The organism is Niastella yeongjuensis, assembly GCF_900110245.1.
GTDB lineage: Bacteria > Bacteroidota > Bacteroidia > Chitinophagales > Chitinophagaceae > Niastella > Niastella yeongjuensis.
This window is the reverse complement of sequence record NZ_FOCZ01000004.1, coordinates 490,375-504,176: the sequence shown is the minus strand read 5'-3', so window position 1 is coordinate 504,176 and position 13,802 is coordinate 490,375. Positions and strand designations below refer to the sequence as shown.

Genomic DNA, 13,802 nt, shown 5'->3' with positions numbered 1-13,802 from the left:
TGCTTATTTTTTACCGGGGTGTACCGTGATGACGCGTTTTGAAATGGAGAAGGTAACACCGCCGGTATACTCCAGCATTTGCAAAACGGTCTTGATGTCTGATGTTCGTTGCACTTCACCACTGAAGTGCAGGGCGGGCACACCTTTATCGTAGGCCACGTCCAGGTCGTACCAGCGGCCCAGTTCGTTCATCACCATATTGAGCGAAGTATTTTTGAATACAAAATCGCCGTTCTTCCAGGCAATCTCCTGTTTTATATCGGCGTCTTCAACGGTAACGGTGGCATCTTTTGCTATGAGTTTTTTGCCAGGGGAAAGCATATTGGTTTTATTGTTCCGGTTTACTTTCACCAGTCCTTCCACCACGGTGGTTTGCGAGTGGTCGTCTTCCTTATAAGCGGAAATGTTGAAGGCAGTACCAACGGCCTGCACTTCCATATTATCAACCGAAACAATAAATGATTTCTTTTTACCTGAAGGCAACACGGATGACTCTACTTCAAAATAAGCTTCACCGGTTAGGGCAACCCGGCGATCAGGGCTATTGAAATGAACAGGGAATTGCAGGGTAGAAGCGGAGTTTAACCAGATGTGGGAGCCATCATCCAGGATCACCTCGTATTCGCCACCACGAGGCGTGCGAATGGTATTTAAGACGCTTGTAGCGGTGGATTCACCGGTTAGTTTATATTCCAGCAGTCCGTTTTTGATCTTTTTTACTATCACATTGCCCTGTTGCGCCATATCGCCATTGTTCATTTCACTCAAAACAATGTTACTGCCATCGCCAAGGATCAAGACGGCCTTTTTAGAATCGGGCGCACTGCCAGGTGTTTTCTTTTGGGCAATGACCGCTGATTGGGGGACTGATTTCTCTGGCTTGTTTAAAACAAACCAGGCAACCCCACCGGCCACCAAAATAAATACAGCTGCCACCATGTACCACAAGATCCTGAAGTGAAGACGTTTTCCGGCGGGTTCGTTGGTGAAGATCCTGGGTGAGAGTCTTTCAAAAGCCGCATCGGGATCGTAGGATTGTAATTCGTTCAGATCATTACCCAGCTTTTCCTGATCAAGCAGGTCTTCGTACAGTTTATAGTTGTCACCATTTTCCTGGAGCCAGGTTTCCAGCTCCTGCCGTTCCGTTGGGTTGAGCCTGTTCTGCAGGTCCCCGAGGATCAGCGAGGCGATGTAAAATCCTTTTTCAGTTTGTTGTTCATTCATAAGAAAAGTTTATAACATGATTGATGGTACTTGCTGCATTCTTCCACGTTCGTTTGCGTCAGTTTCGTGCAGTAGAGCTGGTGTTGCGATTTGCTATTATTGTAAAAACAACAATTGATGTGAATTGTACTAAAGGGCATGGCGAAATCTTTAATAAATTGACGGATATAAAGAAAATTATTCAAGGAAAGGGTAGGAATGCTAATAGTTTAGCCAATACACTAAGGGTTTCTATTAATAAAAGCAAATCACAACGTAACAATCAGTCCCTGAAAAAAAAGATTACCCTCTTATAATATAAAAACAAATAATTCTACGATTAACCTAAATAAAAGTTCAAAAACCGGAAAGGTTATGATTGTAATCAAGCGAAGTTGAATAATTGTTAATATGAGTTTATCAAATGGCTTGTTTGGTAAGTGGGTTATTGATAGTTGTCAATTAGCTGTACCGGGTTTTAAGTTTAAAGTTGAAAGTTTAAAGTTGAAAGTTTTTGGTTCTGTGTTCTTAGTTCTGTGTTCGCGGCTTTCTGTTTTCTCCGCCTGCTGGCGGAGAACAGCTGGGTCTTTTGCATTGTGTTCTATAGACTCGTTGACTGATCAAATGGTTAACGTGTTAACCTCATCAACGTGTTAACCTCATCAACGTGTTAACCTCATCAACGTGTTAACCTCATCAACCTATCAACTCTGGAGAAAAGAAAAGCCGGGTAAGACTACCCGGCCGTGGGGATTCCTGCGCCTCTTCTGTACCAGGAAGAGGGATAATTGATGCACATATGAGGAATGCGAAAAGAAAAATTATCCTGTTATTCAGAATAAAATATCATGTAAAAACCAAAGGGGACAATAAGAGCCCTTATGGATATTTAATACCTGGGTTACAAACTAATCAGAGATGCCTTGGAAAAATTGTACTACTAATGTGGATGCCTTGAGATGATTTTCAACATACACCAGGGTTGTGTAACGGTGTATTGAAGGGTCAGATTTTACTTGTTGCCTAAAAGCGAAAAGAAAAATGCTTTATAAAGAGTTTCAAATTTTAAAAAAGAAAGGGAGAGTAGAAACACTCCCTTGTAGTGACCCAACCAAACAGTCACATGAGATTCCCGCTCGACATTCCGTCTTCCCGTCTGGCTGAAAGAACAAGAAGTACAGATGATGACATCGGGCGGACAAAAAAGGCCTTGTTAAGGCTAATTGTTCATTTATAGTTCAGGGTTAATACCTTCAATTGGTTACTTAACCCCTTACACTGGTAATGCCTGCAACAGCTTAAACAACTCCTAACAGTAGCCTGTATCATGTTGTAATATGTACTAACGGTACTGAACTACGTACAACATCTGCTGTGTCTTCCTGGATATTATTTAATAAAATTGTCAAAGCGTTTTAAATGGCTATACTCTGAAACAATTCTCATTAAACATATTCAAGTATAAAAACTATTTGCAAATCATAACGTGTGTATCCCGCACGGCCGAATAATTATCAGTTTAGTATTAAAACAACTAAGTGGCCCTTCTTTACTAGTCTAACGCGAAAAAAATTTAATAAAAGATAAGAAATGCGTATTTCCACCTACCCAAAGTGGGTGTTTTCGCAATAAAACTGATGTTTAGGCAGGTAAATGCATGTTTTGGCAGCTATAGGAAGTATCTTTTAAAAAGGAACATAATATCAATAAAGCCAGTATATCGCGGTCGCGGAGCCTTGTCTTTAATAACTGAATGGCCCTCGCTTTTTGATTTTTTACGGTATGAACAGAAATGTTAAGCACTTTTGCTACATCCTTGTTTTGTAAACCTTCCAGGTAAGCCAGTTTCAATACCTTGCCACATTGTTCGGGCAAATTATTGATCTCGCTCATTATTTCCTTTAACACCTCGGCCCTGATCATTTCATTCAAAATGTACTCTTCTCTTTCACCAGTTAAATAAGCCAGCTGTTTTTGGTTTAATGAATCTCGTTTGGCTTGTTTTAAATAATTTAAACAGGCATTACGCACCGTGATGTACATAAAGGCCTTTATGTTTTGGGTGGTCTCAAAATCACCCCGTTTGTTCCAGAGTTTTATAAAAGTTTCACCAACAATATCTTCTGAAGCGGCTCGGTCATTAAGCAGGCGTTCGGCAAAAAGGCATAAAGGACTGTAAAATTGCTTTAACAGGGATTGCAAAGCATCGGGACCACCTTTTTTTAAAGTATCGATTATATCAATTTCCAACGGAACTGAACGCATTAGGAAGAGTGTTTTTGCTACCTTGGTTAAAAGTCAGTTTAATATACAATAAGTTACGGTAAATACTAAACGTTATTATGGGTATATCATGCTTTTCTTTGTTTCAGGCCCAGCCTGGCATGGGGATACTGGTAAATAAGATAAGGAGGAACTGTTACCGGAGAGAATAAAAATGGTAACCCGGGTGGAATTATTTACAAATTAAAATTCCAATAAATATTATTAGTACAAGATTACACGTAAAAAACAAATTCACAAAATCAAGTATGGATTATGGTGACTTATTTGGCGCTTAATTAGCCTTTAGAACCGCACAAAATGACAATGATTGTATGGGGCATGCTGCATTTACTGACCATGATCAGTAAGCAAAAACCATATTGCAGTATAGGTTAGTCCAGATTACTGTACTAATAAAATGGGTTTTAATACCCTTTTTTTATTCAGCCCCAAACCTCAGGGCCGGGGCTGTGGCCGTGCTGCATCCAGTTTATTCGTTATAGTGATGAGCGTTGTGTAAGGTAAAAAGGAATTTCAATATGTTCGGTAGATTGCTCCAGGATCAACTGGGCGGTTTTTTCTCCCATCATTTCAAAATCGGTAGAAATGGTAGTTATGCCATTCAGGATGATCTTTTTGAGCGGGGTTTCGTTGTAGGATATAACACCCACATGTTTGCCCACTTTCAATTTGGTAGCCAGTATTTTTTCAATCAGGATCACCAGGTCATTTTCCATGAGGTTTATAAATACCTCGCCTTCCTTGATGGGCTCATTGGCAATATCGTGTACTACCTTATAGTTGAACGCATATTGCTGGCAGAACCGGTAAAAGCCTTTTAAGATCTCAACGGGGTGGTATGTGTATTCGGGAAAAATGATCTTGATGGTATGGTATTTACTCAGCGGCTCCAGTGATTGTTCCAGCGCATCGTAAATATCTTTTTCAAAGTTCTCGTATACGGCGCCGAATGTACCTTCAACCCCCGGCAGCAGCTTGTCCATCAATATCAGTTTTTCCTTGGGCAGGGTGTTGATGATCTCGGATGCATTTTCACCCCCGTCGAGAAAATGGGGAATGATCACATAATGACTGTAGTCATTCTTTTTATTTTGAATGAGCCGCTTAAAAAAGGCGAAGTCATTGTTGTAAATGTAAAAGTCAACCGAAGCCATTTCGCCCAGGGAGGCTACAAACGCATCGTAGATGATCTTTTTGTGCGGGCTCAGTTTATTGAAAAGAAGAAATATCTTCAGGTGTTGACCTACCTCGGTGTTTTTTACAAAGTACCCTTTACCCGGCACCGAACCCAGGATGCCGATTTTCTTCAGGTGTTTGTATCCTTTTTCTGCCGTATCCCTCGAGATCTCAAATTCAAAGCTCAGTTCGTTGATCGAAGGCAGCAGCTCGTCTTTCTGGATCTTGCCTTCGCCAATAGCTTTTATGATGGAGTTGGCAAGCTGCAGGTATTTTGGCGTGGCAGAATAATAATCTATAAATAAATGCTGAAATATGGAATCTTTTTTCATGATAACCTCTCCAATGATTTGGTTGCAACAAGCAAATCATCAATCTTTTATTAATGCTCCCAAACTTAGTTAAAAAGCTAAATATGAACAGGTTTTTGATTAAAAAAGACCATGATGGTACATGATGGGCTAATAATCGGTAACTTATACTTTCACCTTTTTAATCCGGCATGGGCTGGCCATATTGAAAAAATTGCTACAAATGAATGCTATTCTTGGAGTTATATTTCACTTTTTAGGCGGATTTGCAAGCGGAAGTTTTTACATACCCTATAAAAAAGTAAAGGGTTGGGCCTGGGAAAGTTATTGGATCGTGGGAGGTTTGTTTTCGTGGCTGATAGTTCCCCCATTGGCAGCCTGGCTCACCATTCCCAACTTTTCGGAAATTATTAGTCAGACTAGTGGTTCTGTATTAGGCTATACGTTTTTATTTGGCATTCTGTGGGGTATTGGCGGATTAACTTATGGCCTGGGTGTACGGTACCTGGGGGTTTCGCTGGGCAGCAGTATCATCCTGGGACTTTGTATGGTGTTCGGCTCCCTTATCCCCTCTATCTATTATGACATGTTCCCGGCCGAAGGCAAAGATACTTTTAGTCAGTTGTTAGGGAATACCTGGGGCCAGACCGTCTTAATAGGACTGGCAGTTTGTGTACTGGGCATCATCATTTGCGGCAAGGCCGGTACGCGTAAAGAAAAGGAATTATCAAAAGGTGGAGTCGATCCGCATGGCGTGGTAGCTAAAACCGAATTCAAGTTTGGACTGGGTTTGGCGGTATCCATCATTTCTGGTGTGCTGAGCGCTTGTTTCAATTTTGGGCTGGAAGCCGGTAAGCCGATGGCAGAAGTAGCCAATTCATTATGGAAAGCGGCTAACCCTGGTGAAACTGGAAATTTCCTGTATCAAAACAATGTAACCTACGTGGTAGTGTTGTGGGGTGGACTGACCACCAACTTTATCTGGTGTATGATCCTGAACGCCCGCAACAAAACCTTTGGAGATTATACGAATAAGAAAACGCCACTGCTGAGCAATTACATTTTTGCCGCATTGGCCGGTACAACCTGGTTCCTGCAATTCTTTTTTTATGGCATGGGAGAAAGCAAATTGGGCAATGGCCCCAGCAGCTGGATCCTGCATATGGCCTTCATTATTTTAACGGCCAATGCGTGGGGATTGATTTTGAAAGAATGGGCAGGCGTAAGCAAGAAAACTAAAACAACGGTTATTATTGGCATTATTACCATCATTGCCTCTGTATTACTGGTGGGGTATGGTAATTCGCTGAAATAACATATACAAAGAACAAATTAAAGAACAGACTATGTCAGCAACAAGTGCAGTAAAGTTTAAGCATGTAAGCTATTTGTGGGACGATGCCAAAGCGGCCGCCCTGCAAGGCGATGAAGTAGCATTGTTAATTTACCGGAGTAATTTGCTGGGTGCCGATCTGCGCCTTACAAACTACGGCGGTGGCAATACCTCATGTAAAGCCATTGCCAAGGATCCTCTTACCGGTAAAGAAACCGAAGTGATGTGGATCAAAGGCTCAGGTGGCGACCTGGGTACTATGAAGAAAAGCGGTCTTGCTGCTTTATATGTTGAGCGTTTACGCAGCCTGAAAAACGTTTATCGTGGTATTGAGCATGAGGATGAAATGGTAGAACTGTTCAATCACTGCATTTTCGACCTGGCTTCAAAAGCTCCTTCTATCGATACCCCGCTGCATGGTTTCCTTCCTTTCAAACACATCGATCACTTACATCCTGATGCAGCCATTGCAATTGCTGCTGCAAAAGACGGAAAGAAAATAACACAGGAATTATTCAATGGAACAATAGGCTGGGTTGAATGGCAACGTCCTGGTTTCGACCTTGGGTTGAAGCTGGCTAAATGCCTGGAAGAAAACCCTGGCATCCGTGGCATCATGCTCGGTTCACACGGTTTGTTTACCTGGGGCGATACTGCTTACGAAAGCTACATCAATACCCTGGAAGTAATTGAACGTTGCGCTGAGTACATTGAAGAAAACGTAAGCAAACAAAAAGCTGTTTTCGGTGGTGCTAAAATTCAATCTCTGCCCGCTGCACAACGTACTTCACAAGCCGCTGCACTGGCGCCTGTATTACGTGGTTTCTGCAGCAGCTACCAGAAAATGGTGGGTCACTTCACTGATGATGAAAGAGTATTGAACTTCATCAATTCAAATGATCTCGACAGACTGGCTCCCATGGGTACCAGCTGCCCCGATCACTTCCTGCGCACGAAGATCAGTCCGCTGGTGTTGACCCTCACACCTGGTGAAGACCTGAGCGACGTAAACAAGATCAAAGAGAAACTGGCACCTCAGTTCGAAGCGTACCGTGCTATGTATGCAGATTATTACAATACCTGCAAACACCCTAACAGCCCGGCCATGCGCGATCCTAACCCGGTGGTGATCCTGTACCCTGGTGTAGGTATGTTCACTTTCTCGAAAGACAAACAAACTGCCCGCGTAGCAGCAGAGTTCTACATCAACGCCATTAACGTAATGCGTGGTGCAGAAGCTATTTCATCATATACTTCGTTACCCCGTCAGGAAGCATTTAACATCGAGTACTGGTTACTGGAAGAAGCCAAATTGCAACGTATGCCCAAGCCCAAAGCATTAAGCGGCCGCATTGCACTGGTAACCGGAAGTGCCGGTGGTATAGGGAAAGCTATAGCCAAAAAATTTGCCGACGAAGGCGCTTGCGTTATCATCAATGATAACGATGCCAGCCGCCTCGAAGGAGCAAAAGAAGATTTCAGTAAATCATACGGTAAAGATGTGTTCGCTGCCGTTGTACTGGATGTTACCAAAGCCAGCGATATCAAAGGCGCTACTGATGCAGCTGCCCTGGCCTTCGGTGGATTGGACATCGTAGTGAACTGTGCAGGTTTGTCGATTTCAAAACCAATTGAAGAGCATACCGAGAAAGACTGGGACATCCTGTATGATGTGTTGGTAAAAGGACAGTTCTTTGTAACCCAGGCTGGTGTTGAGGTAATGCGCAAACAGGCAATCGGCGGCGATGTGATCAACATCGTGAGCAAGAACGCCCTGATGAGCGGCCCCAACAACGCTGGTTATGGTTCAGCCAAAGCTGCTCAGTTGCACCTGAGCCGTTTGAACGCAGCTGAATTAGGAAAAGATCACATCCGGGTGAACGTAGTGAACCCCGATGCGGTTATCAGTGACAGTAAGATCTGGGAAGGTGCATGGGCTGAAGGCCGCGCCAAAGCCTATGGCATTACCGTACAGGAATTACCTGGTTACTATGCTAAACGCACTTTGCTCAACGAAATAATATTACCTGAAGATATCGCCAATGCCTGCTTTGCAGTTACAGGCGGTTTGCTGAACAAGTCAACCGGTAACGTGATCAACGTAGACGGTGGCGTTGCTACAGCCTTCGTAAGATAGTTTTCAGAAGTAGGAGGTAGGAAATAGGAAGTACTTCCTACTTCTTACTTCCTATTTCCATTTTCATCATACCAACGATTAATATATTGCTCATGCCACGCGTTGCCATCAAAATGAATTTATTCAGGGGCCAGGAAGCCGAGTACAAAAAACGACACGATGCTTTATGGCCCGAATTAAAGGAATTGTTGCATACAACCGGTATTAGCGAATATTCGATCTTTCTGGATGAAACCACCAACAGCCTGTTTGGCGTTTTGAACGTAACAGACCCCGCTGCGCTGGACAATTTACCCGCTCACCCCGTTATGCAAAAATGGTGGGCGTATATGAAAGACATTATGGAAAGTAATTCAGATAATTCACCTGTAACTATTCCCTTAAAAGAGGTGTTTTATTTGCCGTAAGATGGCGATGTGTTTCCTACGTCTTACCTCTTACTTCCTACTTCAGTATCTTTGAAGTATAAAGGGTCCAGGTAATAACTAACATTCCTAAAATAACGAGCATGCAGATCGATAAGTATAAAATAGACGAGCACAATAATAGTCTCCTTAAAGAACATAAACGCCGTTTTGAATTTGCCGCCGAAGGTGTAGCCGGTTTAGACGGTATTCTTAAAAAACTGGTCGACTTCCAGATTGCCATCCCCAGCTGGGCATTAGGTACTGGTGGTACCCGTTTTGGCCGTTTCTCAGGTGGTGGCGAACCCCGCACCATTGAAGAAAAAATCGAAGATGTAGGTTTGTTGCAATCACTCAACAAGAGCGGCGGCGCCATATCCCTGCATATTCCCTGGGATATTCCAAAAGATGCCAAAGCCATTAAAGCACTGGCTGCCCAACACGGTTTACGCTTCGATGCCGTAAACTCCAATACGTTCCAGGACCAGCCCGATCAAAAGCTGAGCTATAAATTCGGCTCCCTGCAACACGTTGACAAAGCAACCCGCAAACAGGCCATCGATCACAATATTGAAGTAATAAAACAAGGGGTAGAACTGGGCTCAGATTCTATCACTGTATGGTTATCTGATGGTAGCTGCTTCCCCGGTCAGTTGAACTTCCGCAAGGCATTTCAACGCACACTGGAAAGCCTGCACGAAATTTATGCAGCGCTGCCCGATAACTTTAAAATGTTTGTTGAGTACAAAGCGTTCGAACCCAACTTCTACTCTATGACAGTAGGTGACTGGGGACAATCCCTGCTGTATGCCAGCAAACTAGGCCCCAAAGCTTATACGCTGGTTGACCTTGGCCACCATTTGCCCAATGCCAACATTGAGCAGATCGTTGCCCTGTTGCTGAGCGAAGGCAAACTCGGTGGTTTCCACTTCAACGACTCAAAATACGGCGATGATGACCTCACCGTAGGCAGCATCAATCCATATCAGCTGTTCCTGATCTTTAATGAACTGGTTGAAGGTATGGATGCCCGTGGTATGAACCACGCTACCGATCTGGGTTGGATGATCGATGCCTCGCACAACGTAAAAGACCCGTTGGAAGACCTGCTGCAATCAGTAGAAGCCATCAAGATCGCTTATGCACAGGCGTTGTTGGTTGATACCAAAGCATTACAGGTTGCCCAGGAGGCAAGTGATGTAGCCAAAGCACAGGAAATTCTGCAACAGGCTTACCGTACCGATGTGCGTGCCCTGGTTGCCGAAGCCCGTTTGCAGGCCGGTGCTGCATTACAACCTTTACAGTTGTACCGTCAGCTGAAAGTAAGAGAGCATTTAATTAAAGAGCGCGGTCAGAAGACTGTAGCTACCGGTTTATAAAAGCCGTTGCAGGTTACAGGTTGCAGGTTACAGGGCGCTTTACAATTGAGCCCTGAAACCTGTAACTTGCAACCTGTAACTGTTTCTTAGTATTACCGAACGAACACGTGAGTGAAATAGCCGCCTAATGAGTAGAACTTCTGTTATAGCGATTTTCGATATTGGAAAAACCAATAAAAAGTTATTCCTGTTTGATGAACAGTACAACATTGTACTGGAGAAAAGCGAACAGTTTGCTGAAGTAATCGATGAAGATGGAGATGCCTGTGAAGACCTGGACGCCCTTACCAACTGGGTGCGGGCCTGTTTGCAGGATGTGTTTAATGATGCGCGCTTCCAGGTACGTGCCCTGAACTTCAGTACCTATGGCGCCAGCTTTGTTCATATCGATAAAGAAGGAAAGGCTGCGGCTCCTTTGTACAATTACCTGAAGCCATATCCTGCCGGTTTGCAGGAAGGGTTCTACCAAAAATATGGCGGCGAAATAACTTTCTCTATTTATACCGCCTCACCGGTATTGGGTAACCTGAATTCAGGCATGCAATTGTATCGCCTGAAATACACAAAACCCGAACTGTTCGATCGCATTCACTACTCGTTGCATTTACCGCAATACATGAGTTACCTGGTAACCGGTCGTGCGTACAGCGATATCACCAGCATTGGCTGTCATACCGGTTTGTGGAACTTTCCCCAGAACCATTATCACGAATGGATCTACCGCGAAGCCATCAATGAAAAACTGGCGAACATTTTCCCGTCAGACCAATTGATGCCATCGCAATTTCAGGGACATGCCCTGCTTACCGGGGTTGGCTTGCATGATAGTTCTGCCGCCCTGATCCCATACCTGTTTCACTTCACCGAACCGTTTGTATTGTTGTCTACCGGTACCTGGTGTATAGCTTTGAATCCGTTCAACCAAACCCGGTTAACGTATGAAGAGCTGCAACAGGATTGTTTGTGTTATATGGAATACCGGGGCAAACCCATCAAGGCATCGCGTTTGTTTGCCGGGTATGAACACGAGCAACAAACAAAAAGGCTGGCTGCTCATTTCAATGTCGCCCTCGATTATTATAAAACGGTGGCATTTAATGCTGACCTGCTTTCTTCCCCCGCTTCAACTGCCGGCGCTGGTTCCGATAGCAAATCGGGCAAATCTGCCATGGTGCAGGAGAGTGCCTTTGGCGCCCGCGACCTGAACAGTTTTGCTAACTACGAAGCCGCATACCATCAGTTTATGGCCGATCTCATGACGCAGCAGGTAGCTTCGCTGAACCTGGTATTGCATAACAGTCCGGTTAAAAAGATCTTTGTGGATGGCGGTTTCAGCAAGAACCCGTTGTACATGAATCTGCTGGCGAATGCCTTCCCAAAACACGAAGTGTATGCCGCATCAATGGCCCAGGCATCAGCTATGGGCGCCGCTTTGGCTGTACATGCTGCCTGGAATAAAACAAATCCCTCATCTGATCTTATTGAACTAAAAGCATATTCACTGGCTAAAGTTTAAAGTTGAAAGTTTAAAGTTCCGGGTTCCTGGGTTCGTAGGTTCTTAGGTTATTGAGTTCTGAGTTTTAGGTTTCTCTGCCGAACTGGGGCCTCTGCCTGTATTTGCTTACAGCTTATGGCTTAAGGCTTTTATAGCTGATTCTTGCAATACGAACAGCCTGTACCATACGAAGTACATCATATTTATTTATTCTTGTATTGGAAAGCACACACTTATCCCCCAAATTGACACGGTTTTGGCCAAAAATGACACACTTACTAAAAAAAAGCGCCTGGTTTTCTTTTTCTAAAAAATTGTGATTATGTTAGCTGTGTAAACGGATCCTATACCCCTAAACCTGTACTGGTGTAAACGATTGCCAATTCTTCCCTTCTGATAGGTACTTGCTTAGGACTGCCATTGACAGCCATAGACATATGAAAGAGCGATTTTTTTCCTGCATCACTTTATTCCCGTCTTCGGTTTGTTCCTCAATGGAATATTATATCAATTTTAGTGTTATCAATAAATAAAACGGACCTTATGATAGTAACTGTATTGCTTGCTATAAGCATATCGAGCAGATCATACAAGCTGTGATCTATGTTTTAACAATTGAGAAAACCGCTCCGTTTCTACGCAGCGGTTTTGTTTTTTTACAGCAGGATAGCACAGGACGAATATCTTTGCAGGGGCAGTTACTTTTAAATACAGACGATTGAACATATGAATAAATTAACCTGTACGCTTTGGGCAACGCTGCTTGCATCCCAGGCTTTTTCCCAGGCAAAACCCGGTAACGATGTTACCGCACCACTACACCTGTTGCAACCCGATTATCCTGTTCCTTATGGCGCCATGAGCGAAGCCGATATAAAAAAGGTACTGGATAAAGTATTTACCTACCTCGATGGGGCTACGCCCGCGCAAATGATAAACCGGCAAACAGGGCAGGAGGTAACCGATGCTTCGCAGTTCGATACTGCCTATGGCATAAAACCCGGTGATTTCCGGCTCACGGCCTATGAGTGGGGTGTAACATATAGTGGCATGTTGCTGGCAGCTGAAACCAGTGGCGATACCCGCTACAGCGACTATGTAAAACAACGCCTGTCGTTTATTGCCAGGTGGGTGCCTGCCATAAAAAAGAAAGTGGCCGATGGATCTCTGAAGGGCAATTATGTTTTTCGTCAGCCCATAGAACCACATGCCCTGGATGATGCCGGCGCTGTTTGCGCTGCCATGATCAAAGCCACCCGCAGTGGACTGAACAATGACCTGCGTCCAATGATCGATAATTACATCAATTACATCAGCACAAAAGAATACCGGTTGCCCGATGGTACACTGGCACGGAACCGGCCACAGAAAAATACCCTTTGGTTAGATGACTTATATATGGGCGTGCCCGCCCTTGCCCAAATGGGAAAGCTCACCGGCAAAACAAGTTATTTTGATGATGCGGTAAAACAGATAAAACAATTTACCCAGCGCATGTTTGATAAAGAAAAAGGATTGTATATGCATGGCTGGGTACAGGATATGAACCCGCATCCCATGTTCTACTGGGGCCGCGCCAATGGCTGGGCTATTATGACCATGGTTGAACTGCTGGATGTGTTGCCTGAAAATCATCCCGGCCGCCCGTTTGTATTGCAGCAATTACAGGCGCATGCAAAAGGACTGGCATCGTTTCAGTCAGGTTCGGGTTTCTGGCATCAGTTGTTGAACCGTGAAGACTCGTACCTGGAAACATCAGCCACCGCTATTTATGCTTACTGCATTGCCCATGCTGTTAACAAAGGCTGGTTAAACGCCAAAGCCTACGCGCCAATGGCCATGCTGGCCTGGAATGCAGTTACTACCAAGGTAAATGCAACGGGACAGGTAGAAGGTGTTTGCGTGGGAACCGGAATGGCCTTCGATCCGGCTTTCTATTATCATCGCCCGGTGAATGTATATGCCGCGCATGGATATGGGCCCGTTTTACTCGCCGGGGCTGAAATGTTGCGGTTGATTAAGAGCGATGCTTTTAAGATAAATGATAGTTCATTACAATATTACAAGTAGCAGTTGTT

The 13,802-nt window shown here is 44.1% G+C and carries 10 protein-coding genes; 7 read left to right on the top strand and 3 right to left on the bottom strand.

Features of this window, described 5'->3' with window-relative positions; all coding sequences use genetic code 11:
• Nucleotides 1-3 precede the first annotated feature (3 nt).
• Nucleotides 4-1,224, bottom strand: a complete 1,221-nt coding sequence (locus BMX95_RS13305; protein ID WP_081204722.1) for a FecR family protein — start codon at nucleotides 1,222-1,224, stop codon at nucleotides 4-6.
• A gap of 23 nt (nucleotides 1,225-1,247) precedes the next feature.
• Here BMX95_RS13305 and BMX95_RS13300 point away from each other — a divergent pair, with 23 nt between their 5' ends.
• Entirely contained in the window at nucleotides 1,248-1,520 is a 273-nt protein-coding gene (locus BMX95_RS13300) for a hypothetical protein (protein ID WP_081204723.1), read from the top strand.
• 1,324 nt (nucleotides 1,521-2,844) lie between these two features.
• On the opposite strand, the gene BMX95_RS13295 is transcribed toward BMX95_RS13300, so the two are convergent.
• Both BMX95_RS13295 and BMX95_RS13290 read right to left on the bottom strand, forming a co-directional pair.
• Complete coding sequence (locus tag BMX95_RS13295; RefSeq protein WP_081204724.1) at nucleotides 2,845-3,468, bottom strand: RNA polymerase sigma factor; 624 nt, start codon at nucleotides 3,466-3,468, stop codon at nucleotides 2,845-2,847.
• A 497-nt stretch (nucleotides 3,469-3,965) separates the two neighbouring features.
• Nucleotides 3,966-4,997 carry a GntR family transcriptional regulator gene (locus tag BMX95_RS13290; RefSeq protein WP_081204725.1) on the bottom strand — a complete coding sequence of 344 codons (1,032 nt, stop codon included), beginning with the start codon at nucleotides 4,995-4,997 and terminating at the stop codon, nucleotides 3,966-3,968.
• Nucleotides 4,998-5,199: 202 nt separating this feature from the next.
• On the opposite strand from BMX95_RS13290, the gene rhaT reads away from it, so the two are divergent.
• The 6 genes from rhaT to BMX95_RS13260 all read left to right on the top strand — a co-directional run bounded on the left by rhaT (nucleotide 5,200) and on the right by BMX95_RS13260 (nucleotide 13,794).
• Nucleotides 5,200-6,291 carry an L-rhamnose/proton symporter RhaT gene (gene rhaT, locus BMX95_RS13285; RefSeq protein ID WP_081204726.1) on the top strand — a complete coding sequence of 364 codons (1,092 nt, stop codon included), beginning with the start codon at nucleotides 5,200-5,202 and terminating at the stop codon, nucleotides 6,289-6,291.
• 31 nt (nucleotides 6,292-6,322) lie between these two features.
• A complete protein-coding gene (locus tag BMX95_RS13280; protein WP_081204727.1) occupies nucleotides 6,323-8,446 on the top strand; it encodes a bifunctional aldolase/short-chain dehydrogenase in 2,124 nt (707 codons plus the stop codon).
• Between the two features lie 92 nt (nucleotides 8,447-8,538).
• Complete coding sequence (gene rhaM / locus BMX95_RS13275; protein ID WP_081204728.1) at nucleotides 8,539-8,853, top strand: L-rhamnose mutarotase; 315 nt, start codon at nucleotides 8,539-8,541, stop codon at nucleotides 8,851-8,853.
• Nucleotides 8,854-8,954: 101 nt separating this feature from the next.
• Nucleotides 8,955-10,229 (top strand): sugar isomerase, encoded by a 1,275-nt coding sequence (locus BMX95_RS13270; protein WP_081204729.1) that lies wholly within the window; start codon nucleotides 8,955-8,957, stop codon nucleotides 10,227-10,229.
• A 127-nt stretch (nucleotides 10,230-10,356) separates the two neighbouring features.
• The gene (locus tag BMX95_RS13265) at nucleotides 10,357-11,745 is read left to right on the top strand and encodes an FGGY-family carbohydrate kinase (protein WP_081204730.1); all 1,389 of its coding nucleotides are present in this window, start codon (nucleotides 10,357-10,359) and stop codon (nucleotides 11,743-11,745) included.
• A gap of 705 nt (nucleotides 11,746-12,450) precedes the next feature.
• On the top strand, nucleotides 12,451-13,794 hold the full coding sequence (locus BMX95_RS13260; protein ID WP_081204731.1) for a glycoside hydrolase family 88/105 protein: 1,344 nt from the start codon (nucleotides 12,451-12,453) through the stop codon (nucleotides 13,792-13,794).
• Nucleotides 13,795-13,802 lie beyond the last annotated feature (8 nt).

Excerpts from the sequence above, each read along its gene's own strand:
- BMX95_RS13290 (WP_081204725.1), bottom strand. The coding sequence starts at position 4,997 with ATGAAAAAAGATTCCATATTTCAGCATTTATTTATAGATTATTATTCT.
- BMX95_RS13280 (WP_081204727.1), top strand. The coding sequence starts at position 6,323 with ATGTCAGCAACAAGTGCAGTAAAGTTTAAGCATGTAAGCTATTTGTGG.
- rhaT (WP_081204726.1), top strand. The coding sequence starts at position 5,200 with ATGAATGCTATTCTTGGAGTTATATTTCACTTTTTAGGCGGATTTGCA.
- BMX95_RS13260 (WP_081204731.1), top strand. The coding sequence starts at position 12,451 with ATGAATAAATTAACCTGTACGCTTTGGGCAACGCTGCTTGCATCCCAG.
- BMX95_RS13295 (WP_081204724.1), bottom strand. The coding sequence starts at position 3,468 with ATGCGTTCAGTTCCGTTGGAAATTGATATAATCGATACTTTAAAAAAA.
- BMX95_RS13300 (WP_081204723.1), top strand. The coding sequence starts at position 1,248 with ATGGTACTTGCTGCATTCTTCCACGTTCGTTTGCGTCAGTTTCGTGCA.
- BMX95_RS13305 (WP_081204722.1), bottom strand. The coding sequence starts at position 1,224 with ATGAATGAACAACAAACTGAAAAAGGATTTTACATCGCCTCGCTGATC.
- BMX95_RS13270 (WP_081204729.1), top strand. The coding sequence starts at position 8,955 with ATGCAGATCGATAAGTATAAAATAGACGAGCACAATAATAGTCTCCTT.
- BMX95_RS13265 (WP_081204730.1), top strand. The coding sequence starts at position 10,357 with ATGAGTAGAACTTCTGTTATAGCGATTTTCGATATTGGAAAAACCAAT.
- rhaM (WP_081204728.1), top strand. The coding sequence starts at position 8,539 with ATGCCACGCGTTGCCATCAAAATGAATTTATTCAGGGGCCAGGAAGCC.